Genomic DNA, 19,440 nt, shown 5'->3' with positions numbered 1-19,440 from the left:
CTTATATACCCATGTGTAGTCCGTACACACTATAATCTTGGAAACATTAGTTTGCTTAGACTATATTCCTAGAGACCGGCAAATTATGTTATGCTTGTGCTGATTTGTTATGATAACCGCTAATAATACACTGGAGATTTATGTCTACACCAAAACTAGTAATTACCCCCAAAATTCAAAGCGTTTCACCACGTAGTGGAAAGATTAATCTCGACTACCGACTGGAAAACTTTACAGATCCGGCTGTGTCTTCAGCAGGTATAGAGGTTTACTTTAGCAGTGAAATTCAAATTGATGTAAATGCTATCACTATTGGTGATAATACAGGGACAGTTCCCTTAAATGGAAGAATAACAGGTACTGATACGGGCAATGCTGATAGTGATAGCAGTACGGGGAATTTTGTGCTGCTAACCTTTCAAAATTTAACTACATCTGCAACTAATAAATCATTTATTAATATTCCCTTTGTAACAACCAGTACATTTGATGGCCAGGCAACAGTTAATTTTATTGCTCGTAGCAGTAATTCTAGCCTCACAGTAGATCCTATTGCTCCCGTTGCGATCAATAACCAGGTCACCGCTATTCTGGAAGTTGGACCCGGTCAAACTTATACAACAATTCAAGCAGCCATTGATGCTGCCAGCAACGGTGATGTAATTAGGGTGCTATCCGGTGTATACAATGAAAACGTGACTATAAATAAGTCGGTTACACTGGAAGGTCCCAATAAAGGAATTAGACCAACTATACCGGATATTAACTTAACTGGTGGTATTAATATCAATCAGGGATACCGTACTAACCCAGAAGCTTGGATTAAGGGCACTGTTACTGTAACAGCAGACAATGTTACTATTGATGGTTTCCGACTCAGAAATGAAAACGGTCCTTTGCAATGGACTAGTACACCAGATAACTTTAAACTACTCAACAACTACGTTACCGGGTATAACGCCAATAAGGGACCCCGTTTCGGAGATGCTAACAGCAACAACCCAACCGATCAAGTTACCGGTTGGCAGATTGATGCCAACTACATTGGTGGCTTATTGGGCGGTGGTGGCACGGGCGGGTCTATGTACTTAGCCGGACTCAGTAATTCAAGTATTAATAATAACACTTTTTGGCGCCCTCGTGCTGCCCACCTATACCTGGCATCTCTCACCAATGTTACCATAGATGGTAATAAGTTCTATCACGGACTGCACGCTGGTGGTGCCGATTTTGACGGATTTGGGAAATTTTTTAGCGGGACTGGCTATGGTTACGGTGGCTATGGTGGCTATGGTGGTAGTTATGGTGGTGGCTATGGTCGTAACTATTGGTTAGAACTCAAGGGGAGAAATGATACTGTTAATATCAAAAATAATATTGGTGAATACAACAGCGGTGGTATTCAGCTTTATGGTGAAGTGAATGATCCCTTCGTATTCAAGAAAGTCACCATAGAGAAGAATACCTTTCCTGCTAATAACTTTATTAATGCTTATACTCAAGCCTCTAACAATAATTTATCCGGTCTGATTCCTGCTGTCATGGCAACTGCTAGGGTTGTGAATGGGGGTCCTTCCGGTAGTGATTTAGTGATCCGTGATAATAAGATCACAATGGATCTAGCTCAAGTCAAATACAATAAAGACCACAAATCTTCTTTAGAGGTGCGGGGTAACTTCAACGGTGTGACCATTGAAAACAACACTTTGACTCCAACAGGTACCAATGGAGGTGTTAATTTAATCACAGGTCTGAACCTTTACGGTAGTTTGCCGGGACAGGTGTCGGTCAAAAATAACGAGTTTTTCGGTGAAGGTGGAATTCGTCAAACTGCTAGTTATTACGGTATTGATGTAAATCCCACTTTTACTGGCTATGGAACCTATAATAGCAATCTCAACATCCAAAACAACACCATTAGAAACTGGGAAGTTGGGGTTGTCTTACGTGACGCAGCCCAGATTACTGCAAACAGTATTAATATAGCGGGAAATAACTTCATTAATAATTCAAGGAACGTCTTCGATGGTATTGACCCCACTATAACAGCATCCCAGGTCCTTTCCTATCTAGAAAACCAACAGCAGGGAGCTACCTTAGGAACAGTATCAGCAAGTGACAACTTGTCCAATACGGACAACGTAGGTATTAGACAGTATAGTATTTCCAGTGGAAACGAGAGTGGATTTTTCAGCATCAATTCTAGTAGTGGACAAATTACTTTGACATCAGCAGGTATATCAGCTGCTGCTAACAACTTTGAAAGTTTACCTAACACCTTCACCCTTGGGATTACAGTCACAGATGGAGGTGGACTAACTGCCACTAACACAGTGACCCTAAGGGTTACCAATGTTAATGAAGCACCTGGCTTTGCCAGTGCTACTGCCACCTTCCCTGCTGCAGAAAACAGCACCACTGTGGGAATCATCTCCGCTGCTGCAGATCCAGATGCAGGTGATACCCTTACCTACACCCTTTCTGGTGTAGATGTGGACAAGTTCAATATTGATAATACGACCCGGTCACTGACCTTTAAAACTGCCCCTGATTTTGAAGCACCAGGTAGTGCAGCGAGAACCAACACTTACAGTGTGACCGTTACCGCCACCGATAGTGGAGGCCTAACTGCTACTCAAACAGTTACTGTTAATGTCACCGATGTGGTGGAAGTCGGTAATCCGCCGGTAATTACTAGTAGCTCCACCTTCTCCGTGGCAGAAAACACCACAGCAGTGGGAAATATTACTGCCACTGATGCGGATGGTAACACACTGACCTACATCATTAGCGGGGGAGCAGACCAGAGCCTTTTCAACATCAATCGCAATACGGGAGTTTTGAGCTTTGTTACTGCTCCTAACTTTGAAGCACCAGGAGATGTAGGAAGCAATAACGTTTACAACGTACAAATTGGAGTTACGGATGGTAACAATACAGTCACCCAGGACTTAATTATCACTGTTACCAATGTTAATGAAGCACCTAGCTTTGCTACTCCCACTGCCACTTTCCCTGTAGAGGAGAATAGCGCTACTGTAGGAATCATTTTTGCTGCTACAGATCCAGATGCAGGTAATACCCTTACCTACACCCTCTCGGGAGCAGATGTGGCTAAGTTCAATATTGATAATACAACCCGGTCACTGACTTTTAAAACTGCTCCTGATTTTGAAGCGCCAGGTAGTGTAGCAGGAACTAACACCTACAGTGTGACCGTTATAGCCACCGATGGAGGGGGCCTAACTGCTACCCAAGCAGTTACTGTTAACGTCACCGATGTGGATGATACCCCTCCTGATCCTCCCCAAATTATCAATTTCAGAGATGATGTAGCGCCAGTTACAGGAACCTTTGGCAACGGTACTACCACAGATGATCTCACCCCGACCCTGAATATCAAAGCGGAAGCAGGCAGTTCCGTACGCGTGTTCCGTGATGGTCTTACCTATGGTGATGCTACTGCTGCCAACACTCCTGGGGATTATACCTTCACCACTGCTAACCTGGCTCCAGGAACTACTTACAGTTTCACTGCCCAGGCTACGGATGCTGCGGGTAATGTCAGCCCTCTTTCCAACTCATTTACTCTGACTGTTGGTCTGCCTGGCTATCAGCAGTATAACTTTACTTATCGTTACGGTAATGGCGATAGCTACAGTGGTTATGTCTATGCTCCAGTGGGAACCTACAACCAAGGTCAAAACATACCTGTTTCCAATCGGAATGAAACTGGTCAAACAGGATCCTACACCATTGACTCTTTTGGAGAAATTACCACTGACAGTTCGTTTAACAACCTGGTTTACCTTACCAGCTACAATGACGCTGATACGGGATTTGGAACAACAACTAATATATGGCCGCCACAGGGTACAGTTAGTGGTTTCTCTGGTTTGGGTTCAGAATATGGTTTTGCATACGATGCTAACTTTTTCAGCTCTGACCCTTATTTTAGCAACTTCTTTGAAGCCGATATAAGAAGTAATAATGTCTTCTTTGAATTTACTTATTATTATGGCAAAGATACAAATAATGACTATTACAAGGGCTATGGCTATGCCAGTCGAGATTACATTGTTGCTATAGGAGATTACATTAAGGGTCCAGATGGATATGCTATATATTCAAACTCTAATGATACGGTTAAGACTGGTTATTATAAAGTCACTTCTGTTCGGGATACCTCTGATTTTGGTTTAAGGAACATTAACACTTATATTTGGGTTAATGAGTATTTTGATATTCAAACTGACCAAGATGGAATTGGCACAGGAGGCTATGGAAAAGCTGATTATGTGTGGGCCTATGGTGGTAGAGGTTTAGGTAGCGAAGAAGGCTATGCCTATAATTTAGGATTTGAGGATGGTGATAATCAGTTTAATCAGATCAATTCCGCAGATATTGCTACCACCAAGACTTTTCTTTCTATTCGTAACCCAGGGAATGCATGGCTGCAAGCTGGTTTTGAAGGCAATGAAGGAACCTCCACAAACTACACCTTTGAAGTTGTCCGCCAGGGTAACCTTAATTCAGCTGTGAGTGTCAACTGGAATACTCAAAGCTTCTTCTCCCCGAACGATCCGAATGCTGATGCTAACGATTTTGTCGGTAGCACACTCCCTTCAGGAACGGTTAATTTTGCACCGGGGCAATCCACTGCTCCTTTGACTATCAGCGTTCAAGGGGATAATACCATTGAATTTGCAGAATCGTTTCAAGCTGTTATTGACAACCCAGATCCTACCTCAATCGCGCTTTTTCAAAACTATGCATCGTCCCTGATTCTAAATGATGATGGATGGTTATGGGGTTGGGGTTTTGGAGATCCCCACTTGGTAACCTTAGACGGGCTGGCCTATGACTTTATGGCAGTGGGCGAATTTGTTCTAGTAGAAACAACTGATGGGTCCGAAAACCCCTTCCAGGTGCAAGTCCGCTATGAACCTTATCCAGGATCAGAAGTGGTGTCTGTTACCACTCGTATGGCTGTCAAACTTGGTGAAAGACGTATTGAGTTACAGCTGGGTCCAGATCCGCTGTTAGTGGATGGATCAATTGTATCCATTGCTCCCACGGAAGCGGGCGTGGATATAAATGGTGATGGGACTTTGGATGTAGAGCGGAATGGTAACGTATACACCATTACCCTAAATGATTTGGGAGAGCAGGTTCGAGTAGAGATTTACGATGCCTTTATGGACGTAAATGTCTTAATTGTGGAAAGACCTGCAGTTATTAAGCGAGGATTTAGGGGATTACTGGGCAATCGCAACAACGATAGGGCAGATGATCTAACCGGGCGAGATGGCACCCCCTATCCTCAGCCAGTCAGTTTTCAGAATCTTTACGGGCCCTTTGCCGATAGTTGGCGGGTAGATAGGGTAGGCACAAACAATGGAAAGGATTCTCTCTTCTCCTATGGTGTGGGAGAAGAAGTGGGCAGTTTTAACCGCAGTAATTTCCCTCAAGGCGTTATTGACCTGAACCAAGTTCCTACGGATTTATTAGCAGCAGCAGTGCGTGCTGCTGCGGGAATTACCGATCCTATATTAAAGGATGCGGCCATTTATGATTACCTCTTAACAGGAGAAAGATCTTTTATTGCAGCTGCAGAGGTTTTCCCGGATAAACCCAAAGATGATACCGACCCGACTCTTGCTCGAGTTATTACTTCCGTTGGTGTAGCGGCTACTCCATTATCTATTACAGAAGGAAATAGCGCTTCACAAGATGTTACCTTCCGGGTGTGGCGCACCAACCCCAGTGGTAATCTCACAGTGGACTACAGATTGGAGGGGTCCATTAATGCTGATGATTTATCTCCTGGTACTCCATTGTCTGGTTTAATCAACTTTGCAGATGGGGAAACGGAAAAGCTGGTGAAGGTCACCGTATTAGGAGACACTCTCATTGAAACTGATGAACAATTAGTAATGAGGATAGAGACTCCTAATATAGGCTCAGTAATGGTAGCAGCGGGACAAGCAGCAACAACTATTATTAGTGATGACTTGCCACCAGTAACCATTAGGGTGATTGCTGGAAATGACACTTTGAATGCAGCTGAAAAAGCAGCGGGTGCTGTTATTACGGGAACTGCAACCGGACTAGCTCAGGTACAAGTCACCATTGCTGGACAAAGGAAAACAGTAAATGTCATTGATGGAAACTGGACTGCTAATTTTACACCCCAGGAGTTGCCAGGAGATGGTTCATACAGTGTTGAGGCCATTGGCATTGCTCAGTCCGGATCCCAAACCATCCCAGCTTCTCGTACTCTGTTATTAGATACCACCCCACCCAACGCCCCTGTCATTAATCCGGTTACAGGTGACGATATCATCAACCCTGCAGAAAGATCAAGTGGCATTACCATTACAGGAACTGCAGAGGCCAACTCCCGAGTTCGGTTGACCTTTGGTAATGTGACACGCACGGTCACCGCGATTAATGGCCAGTGGTCAGTGAATATTAGCGCGGGTGAATTACCTAGTGAAGGGATACTTTCTTTACTGGCAACTGCCACAGATACTGCTGGTAATACCAGTGCACCGATCGCACGGGAAGTGAGATTTAATAGGGCTCCCAGCTTTGCCAATACCACTGCTACGTTCTCCACTGCAGAAAACAGCACTACTGCGGGAATAATTACTGCTGCTACCGATCCAGATGCGGGAGATACCCTCATTTATACCCTTTCTGGAGCAGATGGGGACAAGTTTAACATAGACTCTTCTACCCGCTTACTCAGCTTTAAAACTCCCCCTGATTTTGAGGCCAAAGGTAGTGCAGCAGGAGCTAATGCTTATAGTGTGACCGTCACCGCCACTGATCGTGGGGGGCTAACTGCCACCCAAGCAGTTACCGTTAACGTCACCGATGTGGTGGAAATTGGCAACCCACCAGTGATAACCAGTGGATCCACTTTCCCCATCGCAGAAAACAGCACCACAGTGGCAACTATTATGGCCACAGATGTAGAAAGTAGCACCCTTAATTACAGCATTAGCGGGGGAGTAGACCAGAACTTGTTCGCCATCGACCCCACTACGGGAGCTCTGAGATTTGTTACTGCTCCTAACTTTGAAGCCCCGACAGATGTAGGAGCTGATAATCGCTACAACCTGCAGATCCAAGTCAAAGATAGTGATAATAACACGGTTACCAAGGACTTGATTATCACTGTTACTGGCGTTAATGAAGCACCTAGCTTTAATGCTCCTACCGCTACCTTATCAGCTGGTGAAAACACGATCCTTGTGGGAACTGTAGCTGCCACCGATCCAGATAGGGAAGATACCCTCACCTACACCCTTTCCGGTGCAGATGCAGGCAAGTTCGATATTGATTCTACCACCCAGTTTTTAAGCTTCAAGACTGCTCCTAATTTTGAAGCACCAGGTAGTGCAGGAGGGAACAACACCTACAACGTGACCGTTACCGCTAGGGATGGTGCTGGCTTAACCACTAACCAAGCAGTTACCATTAATGTTACCAACGTTAATGAAGCGCCCAGGTTTGCTACTCCCACTGCTACTTTCTCCAGAGCGGAAAACACGACCACGGTAGAAATCATCACGGCTACCGATCCAGATGGAGGCGACACCCTTACCTACAGCCTTTCCGGTGCAGATGAGGGCAAGTTTAATATAGACTCCTCTACCCGCTTACTCAGCTTTAAAACTCCTCCTGATTTTGAAGCACCAGGTAGTGCAGCGGGAACCAATACCTACAGGGTGACTGTTACTGCCAAGGATGCTGCTGGCTTGACTGCTACCCAAGAAGTTACCGTAAATGTCACTGATGTGGTGGAAAATGGCAATCCACCGTTGATAACCAGCCCCTCCACCTTCTCCATTGCAGAAAACAGCACGGCAGTGGGAACTATTATTGCCACTGATGCAGATAGTAATACCCTGACCTACAGCATTAGCGGGGGAGCGGACCGGAGTTTGTTCACCATCAATGCTAATACGGGAGCTTTGAGCTTTGTTAATGCTCCTAACTTTGAAGCACTGGGAACTGATAACATTTACAACGTGCAAATCGGAGTTACGGATGGCGTCAATCCTGTGACCCAGGACTTGATTATCACTGTCACTAACGTTAATGAAGCACCCAGCTTTACCAATACTACTGCCACTTTCCCTGTAGCGGAGAATAGCACTACTGTAGGAACCATCGCTCCTGCTACCGACCCAGATGCAGGCGACACCCTTACCTACACCCTATCGGGAGCAGATGGGGACAAGTTCAATATAGACTCCTCTACCCGCTTACTCAGCTTTAAAACTGCCCCCAACTTTGAAGTACCAGGTAGTGCAGCGGGAACCAATGCTTACAGTGTGACCGTCACCGCCACCGATGGTGGGGGCCTAACCACCACCCAAGCAGTTACCGTGAATGTCACCGATGTCCAGGAAGTCGGCAATCCACCGGTGATAACTAGTAGCTCCACCTTCTCTGTGACAGAAAACAGCACGGCAGTGGCAATAATAGTTGCCACTGATGCGGATGGTAATACCTTGACCTACAGCATCAGTGGGGGAGCAGACCGGAGTTTGTTCACCATCAATGGCACTACGGGAGCTTTGAGCTTTGTTACTGCTCCTAATTTTGAAGCACCAGGAGATGTAGGAAGCAATAACGTTTACAACGTACAAATTGGAGTTACGGACGGTAATAATCCAGTCACCCAGGACTTGATTATCAATGTTACTAACATTAACGAAGCACCTACAGACCTGACCCTATCAGCTACTACCATTGCAGAAAATCAAGCAATTGGCACAGTGGTGGGTAACTTCTCTACCACAGACCCGGATGCTGGCAACACCTTTACCTATAGCCTAGTTACAGGAGCAGGTGCTACCGATAACAGTTTCTTCACCATAGATGGTGGTCAACTAAAAACTGCTGCTGCCTTTGACTTTGAAAACAAGAACAGCTACAGCATTAGAGTTCGTAGCACCGACCAAGGTGGACAGTTCTTTGAGAAACAGTTAACCATTAATGTCACCAACGTTAATGAAGCACCCACCTTCCCTACTCCCACTGCTACCTTCAACACACCTGAAAACAGCACTAATGTAGGAACCATCGCTCCTGCTACCGACCCAGATGGGGGGGATATTCTTAACTACACCCTATCGGGAGCAGACGCAACCAAGTTTAATTTTAATACCATTACTCGCGCCCTTAGCTTTAAAACTCCCCCTGATTTTGAAGCGCCAGGTAGCAACACCTACAGTCTGACCATTACCGCCACCGATGTTAGGGGTTTAAACGCTACCCAGACAGTTACCGTTAATGTTACCGGTATTAATGAAGCACCCAGCTTTGCCAATGCCACTGCCACTTTCTCTACAGCGGAAAACAGCACTACTGTAGGAACCATCGCTCCTGCTACCGATCCGGATGCGGGTGACACCCTTACCTACAGCCTTTCCGGAGCAGATGCGGACAAGTTCAACATTGATAACCGGTCACTGACCTTTAAAACTCCCCCTGATTTTGAGGCGAAAGGTAGTGCAGCGAGAACCAACACTTACAGTGTGACCGTTACCGCCACCGATAGTGGAGGCCTAACTGCTACTCAAACAGTTACTGTTAATGTCACTAATGTGGTGGAAGTCGGTAATCCGCCGGTAATTACTAGTAGCTCCACCTTCTCCGTGGCAGAAAACACCACAGCAGTGGGAAATATTACTGCCACTGATGCGGATGGTAACACACTGACCTACATCATTAGCGGGGGAGCAGACCAGAGCCTTTTCAACATCAATCGCAATACGGGAGTTTTGAGCTTTGTTACTGCTCCTAATTTTGAAGCACCAGGAGATGTAGGAAGCAATAACGTTTACAACGTACAGATTGGAGTTACGGACGGTAATAATCCAGTCACCCAGGACTTGATTATCAATGTTACTAACATTAACGAAGCACCCACAGACCTGACCCTATCAGCTACTACCATTGCAGAAAATCAAGCAATTGGCACAGTGGTGGGTAACTTGTCTACCACAGACCCGGATGCTGGCAACACCTTTACCTATAGCCTAGTTACGGGAACAGGTTCTATCGATAATAGTTCCTTTACCATAGATCGTGGTCAACTAAAAACTGCTGCTGCCTTTGACTTTGAAACCAAGAACAGCTACAGTATTAGAGTTCGCAGCACCGACCAAGGTGGACAGTTCTTTGAGAAACAGTTAACCATTAATGTCACCAATGAAAATGAACCACCTGTTTTCTCTGCTGTCTCCTTCCCTGTTCGTGAAAATAGTAAATTAGTTGGTAGAATCAGTGTTCAAAATCCGGAACCGGAAGACGTTATTACCTTTGCCCTAGCAGGAGTTGATGCTAAATTGCTGTCCATTGATTCCCAAGGTAACTTGACGTTTAATAAAGCACCAGACTTTGAAAAACCCGAGGATGCGGGCAAGAATAATATTTATCAAGTACAAGTTACAGTCGGAGATGGTAACACCCCTCCCGTAACCCAAGATATCGATATCAAGGTTGAAGATGTCAATGAAGCACCCGCTGCTATTGGTGACTTTTTAGCCATTGTTGGAGATACTAGCGGATCCATTGAACCTTTGAAGAACGATACTGATCCTGATAGCGGTGATAAACTGAAAATTATTGGCGTAACCGATGGTAAACAGGGCAAGGTTGAAATCATTGGTGATCAGCTAAAATACACCCTCTTAGATGCTGCATACACAGGAGATGATGTTTTTAGCTATACTATCTCTGACCAAGGAAATTTAACAGCAACCGCAAACGTCAAGGTTAATGTGACGGGAACAAAAGTTGTAGTAAATTCGGGCGTAATAACAGATGTCCAACCTGGTGACCCCTTAATTCCTTCAGAAGCTGGTTCCCTATCTGGTATTGTTAATAATGTGTCCTTCAATTTCCGTGCTGGCTACAATCCAACTCAAGCAAGGGATATTCTGCAAAGAACTTTAGTTAGCACTGATGCAGCCTTTAATAACCTATTTGGTCTTTATGAAATAGATAATGCTACAGGTACAGTTAATGGCATCGCTCCAGGACAACCTGGCTATGCTAGGGCTGCTTTAAACAGAGCAGTATCTAGTTTTGCAGTACGAGCTGGGGGTTCGGGAAATGGCATAACTGGAAATGTGGTTGTGGGCGGGGATAAATTTTACGCTCCCTTCGTCATTGCCAATGGTGGTAACTTGTTCGGTAGTATGCAGGATGCTATTAACACCTTCTTCCAACTCAATGCTGATAATAGTCGAGCCACCGCTGAAAACTATACCTCTTTCCCAGTTGCTTACTTTAGCTTTGGTGCAGCTAACCCAGATGGTGCAGCTCACATCAAGAGCTTTGGCAATAATATCTTTGGATTCGAAGATTTACCCGCTGGTGTAGGGGTCAATGATTACGACTTCAATGATACGGTCTTCTCCTTTGGTTAATATGTCGATGTTGGGTTTAATCAACCCAACTTTTTAAATCAATCAAAATCCCTAGTGCGATATATCTCCATAAGCGTTTATTGACAGAAGTAAAACCTAATAATCCTTGGTACTATGAATCCTCTAAAGCAACTCTTTAGAACTCGGAGAAGTCAACTCCACAATGGGAACTCTATTTTCAAATTCCCACCTGATAACTACCACATTTTTTTTGAGTCACGCATTAAGCGATCGCATTTTATTCTAACTCAAATTAAGAGAGCGATTGCGAAGCACTCCCTATGGGAGCTCGCCAATTAACCGTGATTGGTTGAATCACCCCACACCTGGAGACTGTCCGTGGGGGAGACCGGGAATTCATTCCCGGTCTCAAAGCTCAAGTCGGTTTTCAACCGACTGGTTTTGTACTGGGTGATTTGTGGCGTATCGAGTTCAGGATTCATCTAAATCTGTTTCTAATAGTCTAATTGTAGTTTTGTTTAAATGATGTATTTTTTGATTGTTAACATAATCTATAGCCACGGACAATTGAGATGATTAGCCTTCCCGGTTAAATAACCATAGACTTGACTTTCTATATCGTGACTAATTAAAGGCTCACGTTTTTAGTCGCCCAAAATATGTGATAATATAGCTGCCACAAAACCATAATTAAATTAACATCTTTATATTATATTTTAGTCGGTTTCAACCGACTTGAGCTTTGAGACAGTGAGTTGCGTCAGTTTCTCAAAGAACATTTGCCCGAATATATGATTCCCTTGGCATTTGTCATCCTCAACGCCTTTCCCCTGAATCCTAACGGAAAAATAGACCGTCGGGCCCTCCCCGTACCCAATTTAGCAGACAATCCCCAAACAGTCTTTGTAGCTCCCAGAAATCCCACAGAAGAAACCATTGCCCACATTATCGCCAACGTCTTAGGTCTAGAAAAGGTCGGGATTTATGATAACTTTTTTGAATTGGGAGGACATTCTTTATTAGCAACATCTGTAATATCTCGAATTCGAGAAAGTTTGTCTCTCCAACTTCCCTTGCGTTCCCTATTGGAAGCACCCACCATAGCTGAACTTAGTCAAGTAATAAATATTCATCAGCTAGAGGTACAGCAGGAGCGCGGAAGTGATATGACATTTAACACCTTACTACCTCTTGTCCCTCAAATACGAAACACATATATTCCACTCTCCTTTGCACAAGAGTCTATATGGCATTCACAGCAATTAACTCCTGATAGTTACGCTTACAATAGCTTTGTTACTTTACGTTTGACAGGCTCTGTTTCTGCAACTGTGTTGGAGTCCAGCTTCAATGAAATAATTCGTCGTCATGAAATACTACGCACGGCTTTTACTATAGTAGAAGGTCAACCTGTGCAAGTAATTACCCCATTTCTGACCATACCATTGGAGATTATAGACTTACAAAACCTACCTAATACAGAAAGAACATCTGAAGCTAAGAGACTCGCTGCGTTAGAATACGAGCATCATTTTGATCTAGGTTCAGTTCCTCTGATTAAGACAAAGTTATTGCAACTAAATCAAAAGGAATATTGGTTAACAATAAATATACACCATATCATCACAGATGGATGGTCATTAGGGCTTTTGTTGGAGGAGTTAGGAATACTCTATACAGCTTTCACCAATGGTTTATCTTCTCCTCTACCCGAATTACCTGTTCAGTATGCCGATTTTACCCTCTGGCAACATCAGCACTTTAATGAAAAGGTAATAGAAAAGCAGTTGGCCTATTGGGTAGAGAAATTAACCAATACCTCACAAATAGCTGATAATTTTTCTAACATTCCGCCACAGGTGAGTAGCAGTGCATCCGTTTATTCCATAGTTTTATCAGCCAGTATGGTTAGGTCAATTGAAGCCTTCAGTCTTGAGCAAAAAGTTACTATCTTTGTGATTATCATCACTGCTCTGAACATACTTTTGTTTAATTACAGCGGTAAAAACGATATTTTAGTAATGACAACAGTTGGTAATCGTAGTTCAGTGGAAACTGAAACAATGCTCGGTTGCTTCATCAACGATGTAATTTTGCACTCTCATTTCTCATCTGAGGAAACCGCACTTACTCTTCTAGAACAAGTCCAACAAACCCTCATAGAAGCAATCAACAATAAAGAAATTGCCTCTCGAACAGTCATTGACACTATCACCAGTAAACAACCACTGAATATCTCTGCATCCCTAACTATGTTACCCCCACAAAATTGGCATAACCGGATGTTGGATTTTGAATTTGTATCGATTAAGCGTGATCTGAGTTTATGGGATGAAGAAACTCCTTTAGAAATTTATGTTTCTTCACCTTCAGTAAATAATCCCACCATTGAAATTAAAGTTTTTTACAGCACGGAGCTATTTACAAATGATACTATAGAGTTTATGTTTACTTATTACCAAGAAATTCTCCAAAAAATTGTGCAAAATCCAAACAGACCAATTACCCAATTTGGATAATTACAATTCCATGCCTGTTTTAACTGCCAAATTACCTTGCTAACTGAAAATATTGAAATAAGTAGGGAGGCACAATTATTTGTATTTGTAGGATGGGTCTCGTTCCTCGACCCGTGCGGGCGTTGGGTTTCATACTTCAACCCAACCTACGTTCATCTTATATTTAATTTCACCCACCCACTTATACAGTCATAACTGTTACTATGTTAGATAACGACCCAACAGAATTAAAACAAAAACCCAGTTTTGCATCATCTTTATTTAAGTGGATTGGGGACCGCTCCAATCAGGAAGCAGAGAAAGCTCCCAGCATGAGCGTTTTTGTCCTCATCTGGATTGGCCAAGTATTATCTCTGGTTGGCTCTCGCATGACCAGTTTTGCTTTAAGTATTTGGCTTTACCAACATACTAATTCAGCCACCCAATTCACCCTCCTAATTCTATCAACGACTTTACCTACGATTATTATCTCTCCCATTGCGGGAGTAGTTGTTGACCGCTTTCCCCGACGCTGGATTATGATTATTAGTGACTTCTGTGCTGGTTTATGTACCCTAACCATTGCTTGGTTATTTATGAATAACCAGCTAGAAGTGTGGACTCTGTGCCTAATTAGCGCCTTTAATTCTAGCTTTAGTGCATTTCAAGCCCTCGCTTATTCTTCAGCTACCACATTATTAGTCCCAAAAGAACAACTGGGTCGCGCCAGTTCTATGACCCAAATTAGATTAGCTGTTGCAGAAATCCTCTCACCACTGGTAGCAACTGTACTCTTAGTGAGCGTTGAAATTCCCGGAGTGGTTCTCATTGATTTATCTACTTTGTGTTTTGCCTTGCTTTGCTTATTGGTCGTGAATTTCCCCGAAGTTAAAACCAAAGAAACTGAAACCGAGGAAGCTGGTTTATTCTCTTCATTCTGGCAAGAATTATCCTTTGGATGGCATTATTTTATCGAGAGACCTGGACTAATTGGCCTAGTCTTTCTTGTTGCAATCACCAACTTTCTTATTGGTGGTGCTGAAGCTCTCACCACACCTCTAGTTCTTTCCTTTGCTTCAACAGAAGCACTAGGTACAATCTCTTCCATAGCAAGCTCTGGAATGTTAGTTAGCAGTTTTATCATCAGCATCTGGGGAGGACCAAAGCGCCAAATCAACCTCATCTTTACCTCGATGTTTTTCTTAGGTATATTCTATATTGTAGCCGGGTTACGTCCTAACCCAATTCTGTTTACCATCTCGGATTTCTTTATATTTCTTATGGTCCCCATTGTTAATGGTGCAATCCAGGTAATTTATCAAAAGAAAGTTGCTCCAGAAGTGCAAGGAAAAGTCTTTGCCTTCCGCATAGCAGTTACTCAAGGTTTTCTACCCCTTTCTTTTCTGCTAGCAGGACCACTAGCTGATCAACTATTTGAACCCTTTATGCAAGCTGACGGACCAGCAGCAAACACCATTGGACAAATAATTGGTATTGGCCATGGTCGCGGTATTGGTTTAATGTTCGTCATCATGGGCCTATTTAGCATCCTTTTTACTTTCATTTGCTACTTTTATCCCCGTCTGCGTCTTGTAGAAGATGAGTTACCAGATACAAAGTTGGGTTGAGTTTAATACGAAACCCAACCTACGTTAATCTTATATTTAATTCCACTGAGCCACTTAATAATTTCTGATACTATATTGACATGGGGTAATTAACCCACATCTAATAAATTATGCGAACAGTCCGGTTATGGTAAGTAAAAAACCCAAACCTCAGAAAAAAAAGTCTTCCGACACCCTAAATAGAGACTGACACCGCCTCTTAGGAATGTTTATGACCGTCCACTTCTATAATAGCCCTTATGAGGTAGAAGTAGAAAAGGATCTAACCATCAGAAAACAACTGCTAGACATCATAGTCATTAAGAGATATAAAGACAGTGGATTCAATTTGTATCCAGCAGGTTTAGAAAACATGTCTAAACACAACCTAATCAGCTATAAGTCCATTCATGAATCATTCACAGTTTGGTCACTAATGGAACTAATAGGACACTATGTCAATTATCGGAAGCAAACAAGTAAATCCTTGTCGAACCTGCTACCAGAGGAGGATTACAGACTGTACGGATTAACAACCCACGAACCGACCCAATTAATGGGGAGATTAAAATGGAAAACTGTCAGTGAAGGGGTTTATGATATAGAATGTGTTAGCATGAACGTGAGACTGATAGTGCTGTCGAAAATACCCAAAAGTGTCAACAATGAGTTGTGGAGACTGTTTAGTGCGAGAGCAGAAGTGGTGGAAGAAGCGATTAGCCATTATCAAGAAAGTTATCGCAAGAGCGAGTATAGCATATTAATGCAACAACTATATGAGTTTTACTTAAAGGAGAAACTGCCAATGACATACACATTAGAGCAATTCAAAAAAGATTTTGTAATAAGTCACTTGAGAGAGATACCAACTGAAGAAGTGTTGAAGCAATATTCTCCCGAAGAGGTATTAAAGCAATATTCTCCCGAAGAGGTGTTAAAGCAATATTCTCCCGAAGAGGTGTTAAAGCAATATTCTCCCGAAGAGGTGTTAAAGCAATATTCTCCCGAAGAGGTGTTAAAGCAATATTCTCCTCAGGACCTCCTAGAAGGACTTTCACCAGAGACGCTACAGCACTTGGCAGTTATTCTGTCTCAATTGGGTGTCAACCAAATAAAAAATCAGGAGCAATGATATTGGGATCTTAAAACTGTCAACACACAACAACCGTTCTTGGGAACTCTATTTTCAAATTCCCACCTGATAATTACCACATTTTTTTTGAGTCCGCATTAAGCGATCGCATTTTATTTTAACTCGTAAGTAGGTGGCTGGAATTAAATATAAGATGAACGTAGGTTGAGTTTAATACGAAACCCAACAAACCCACGGGATATAAAGAATTACTCCTAACCAAGGAATGTGAGTGCTTCGCAATTGCCCTCCTCCAATTTAACACAATCAAGCTAGATCTACGGATACTGGAATATAGCGGAACCTCATCCAAGCGGATTGGGAATAAATTAGTGTAATAATTGCTGATACTATTGATACTATATTGACATGGGGTAATTAACCCACCCCACATCTGATGAATTATACCAACAGTCCGGTTATGGTAAGTAAAAAACTCAAACCTCAGAAAAAAAAGTCTTCCGACACCCTAAATAGAGACTGGCATCGCCTCTTAGGAATGTTTATGACCGTCCACTTCTATAATAGCCCTTATGAGGTAGAAGTAGAAAAGGATCTAACCATCAGAAAACAACTGCTAGACATCATAATCATTAAGAGATATAAAGACAGTGGATTCAATCTGTATCCAGCAGGTTTAGAAAACATGTCTAAACACAACCTAATCAGCTATAAGTCCATTCATGAATCATTCACAGTTTGGTCACTAATGGAACTAATAGGACACTATGTCAATTATCGGAAGCAAACAAGTAAATCCTTGTCGAACCTGCTACCAGAGGAGGATTACAGACTGTACGGATTAACAACCCACGAACCGACCCAATTAATGGGGAGATTAAAATGGAAAAGTGTCAGTGAAGGGGTTTATGATATAGAATGTGTTAGCATGAACGTGAGACTGATAGTGCTGTCGAAAATACCCAAAAGTGTCAACAATGAGTTGTGGAGACTGTTTAGTGCGAGAGCAGAAGTGGTAGAAGAAGCGATTAGCCATTATCAAGAAAATTACCGCAAGAGCGAGTATAGTATATTAATGCAACAACTATATGAGTTTTACATAAAGGAGAAACTGCCAATGACATACACATTAAAGCAATTCAAAAAAGATTTTGTAATAAGTCACTTGAGAGAGATACCAACTGAAGAAGTGTTAAAGCAATATTCTCCCGAAGAGGTGTTGAAGCAATATTCTCCCGAAGAGATCAAGCAATATTCTCCAAAAGAGCTGTTAAAGCAATATTCTCCCGAAGAGGTATTAAAGCAATATTCTCCCGAAGAGGTATTAAAGCAATATTCTCCCGAAGAGGTGTTGAAGCAATATTCTCCCGAAGAGATCAAGCAATATTCTCCAAAAGAGCTGTTAAAGCAATATTCTCCTCAGGACCTCCTAGAAGGACTTTCACCAGAGACGCTACAGCACTTGGCAGCTATTCTATCTCAATTGGGTGTCAACCAAATAAAAAATCAGGAGCAATGATATTGGGATCTTAAAACTATAAACACACAACAACCGTTCTTGGGAACTCTATTTTCAAATTCCCACCTGATAATTACCACATTTTTTTTGAGTCCGCATTAAGCGATCGCATTTTATTTTAACTCGTAAGTAAGTCTATTGAACCTTTATAACTTTATAAAGTGTTAGGAGAAAAAACCTACTCAAAAAACCTACTCATTGTAAACCTATATATTTGTGTGTTTGTAAAGAAAGTTTATAATCGGGTTTTTGTTGTAATAACTGCAAAATCAGAGCCAGTGATTTTGATGAACTATTCCACTCAGGTTGTAGGTAAACACACAAATCAGGGTGTGCGGATAAATGTTCTTGATAAAAATCAATTTCCTGACCAGTTTCTATAACTATTTTCGCTTCATTAGCTCTACTCCAAAACTGATTCTGTACTGGATATTTAGGGTTAATATGTTCCTTGGGAGATAGGGTGATCCAAGCTGATAAAGGAACTTCTTTCCAAAAAGATCCTGATGTTTCAATATTAACTTGTTTACCAGCATCTAACAAGGCCTCAACTAATTCAGGTAAATGCTTGTGAATGAATGGTTCTCCACCACTAATAACTATTCTCGGAGATTTTAGTTCTGCTAGAAGCTCACCAATGGTACGCTCAAATCGTGGTAAGTTTGCCCCACCATCCGCATAACCAGTGTCACACCAAGGACAGCTCAATGGACAACCAGACAAGCGAATAAAATCTACTAAAGAACCAGTCCAATATCCTTCACCTTGAACTGTACTCTGAAAAGTTTCATGAATGGGTAGCTTGATTTCTAAAATCGACATTTCTCTGGTTTTCTACTCATAAGGTGGATGACTATATTTTCTTACGAGAAAATATTCTCAAGTTTATTTTATACCAATAAAACTTACCTAAAACTACTCCAATTGAACTTTTAAGAAAAGTTGAGTTACTTGTATATATATTACAAAAATGAGTCAGTCCCAAGATTTGGAATTACACTGCAGGTACATCAGATAAATAGCATAATAATAAGGAGTCGAAGTTTATGATGATCTCCAAATCGCTTTCTAGAGTTGTTCAATTTCTCAGTGAAGCTTTTATGCGCATATTCAGCCCCACCGATGATGCTTATCCCATGACTGGTTTTCAACCTTTTACCGGTGTACCCTATAAGAGGGGTAGATTAGCATCCTGGTAAGTGGATATTACTACAGAACCGCGCTACGGTCTATAAACCAACTGGTTGAATGATCCTAGCGCTTTGACTTCTCTATCAAAAAGAAGCTTTGCCAATTGATGCTTCAT

The 19,440-nt window shown here is 42.4% G+C and carries 7 protein-coding genes and 1 pseudogene; 6 read left to right on the top strand and 2 right to left on the bottom strand.

Annotated features, from left to right (window positions below):
- Positions 1 to 140 precede the first annotated feature (140 nt).
- Positions 141 to 11,456, top strand: coding sequence for a cadherin domain-containing protein (locus IAR63_RS18405; protein ID WP_187707244.1), 11,316 nt, complete (start codon positions 141 to 143; stop codon positions 11,454 to 11,456).
- A 432-nt stretch (positions 11,457 to 11,888) separates the two neighbouring features.
- Here IAR63_RS18405 and IAR63_RS08450 read toward each other — a convergent pair.
- Positions 11,889 to 12,105 (bottom strand): annotated as a pseudogene (locus IAR63_RS08450) (hypothetical protein).
- Between the two features lie 67 nt (positions 12,106 to 12,172).
- On the opposite strand from IAR63_RS08450, the gene IAR63_RS08445 reads away from it, so the two are divergent.
- The 4 genes from IAR63_RS08445 to IAR63_RS08430 all read left to right on the top strand — a co-directional run bounded on the left by IAR63_RS08445 (position 12,173) and on the right by IAR63_RS08430 (position 18,134).
- Positions 12,173 to 13,936 carry a condensation domain-containing protein gene (locus IAR63_RS08445; RefSeq protein ID WP_235678388.1) on the top strand — a complete coding sequence of 588 codons (1,764 nt, stop codon included), beginning with the start codon at positions 12,173 to 12,175 and terminating at the stop codon, positions 13,934 to 13,936.
- 203 nt (positions 13,937 to 14,139) lie between these two features.
- Positions 14,140 to 15,543, top strand: coding sequence for an MFS transporter (locus tag IAR63_RS08440; protein ID WP_187707243.1), 1,404 nt, complete (start codon positions 14,140 to 14,142; stop codon positions 15,541 to 15,543).
- A gap of 211 nt (positions 15,544 to 15,754) precedes the next feature.
- A complete protein-coding gene (locus tag IAR63_RS08435) occupies positions 15,755 to 16,654 on the top strand; it encodes a hypothetical protein (protein WP_187707242.1) in 900 nt (299 codons plus the stop codon).
- A 421-nt stretch (positions 16,655 to 17,075) separates the two neighbouring features.
- Positions 17,076 to 18,134 carry a hypothetical protein gene (locus IAR63_RS08430; protein WP_187707241.1) on the top strand — a complete coding sequence of 353 codons (1,059 nt, stop codon included), beginning with the start codon at positions 17,076 to 17,078 and terminating at the stop codon, positions 18,132 to 18,134.
- Positions 18,135 to 18,329: 195 nt separating this feature from the next.
- Here the strand turns inward: IAR63_RS08430 and IAR63_RS08425 are convergent, their stop codons facing one another.
- Positions 18,330 to 18,956 (bottom strand): 7-carboxy-7-deazaguanine synthase QueE, encoded by a 627-nt coding sequence (locus IAR63_RS08425; protein WP_141303655.1) that lies wholly within the window; start codon positions 18,954 to 18,956, stop codon positions 18,330 to 18,332.
- A 224-nt stretch (positions 18,957 to 19,180) separates the two neighbouring features.
- On the opposite strand from IAR63_RS08425, the gene IAR63_RS08420 reads away from it, so the two are divergent.
- Positions 19,181 to 19,333, top strand: coding sequence for a hypothetical protein (locus IAR63_RS08420; protein WP_057176922.1), 153 nt, complete (start codon positions 19,181 to 19,183; stop codon positions 19,331 to 19,333).
- Positions 19,334 to 19,440: the final 107 nt, after the last annotated feature.

Origin of the sequence: Cylindrospermopsis curvispora GIHE-G1, assembly GCF_014489415.1 — a bacterium.
In the GTDB taxonomy this organism is placed as follows: domain Bacteria; phylum Cyanobacteriota; class Cyanobacteriia; order Cyanobacteriales; family Nostocaceae; genus Raphidiopsis; species Raphidiopsis curvispora_A.
This window is presented reverse-complemented; position numbering and strand designations above follow the sequence as displayed.

What these genes read in the sequence shown, in the direction of transcription:
- IAR63_RS18405 (WP_187707244.1), top strand. Translation starts at nt 141, where the DNA reads ATGTCTACACCAAAACTAGTAATTACCCCCAAAATTCAAAGCGTTTCA.
- IAR63_RS08440 (WP_187707243.1), top strand. Translation starts at nt 14,140, where the DNA reads ATGTTAGATAACGACCCAACAGAATTAAAACAAAAACCCAGTTTTGCA.
- IAR63_RS08435 (WP_187707242.1), top strand. Translation starts at nt 15,755, where the DNA reads ATGACCGTCCACTTCTATAATAGCCCTTATGAGGTAGAAGTAGAAAAG.
- IAR63_RS08430 (WP_187707241.1), top strand. Translation starts at nt 17,076, where the DNA reads ATGGTAAGTAAAAAACTCAAACCTCAGAAAAAAAAGTCTTCCGACACC.
- IAR63_RS08425 (WP_141303655.1), bottom strand. Translation starts at nt 18,956, where the DNA reads ATGTCGATTTTAGAAATCAAGCTACCCATTCATGAAACTTTTCAGAGT.
- IAR63_RS08420 (WP_057176922.1), top strand. Translation starts at nt 19,181, where the DNA reads ATGATGATCTCCAAATCGCTTTCTAGAGTTGTTCAATTTCTCAGTGAA.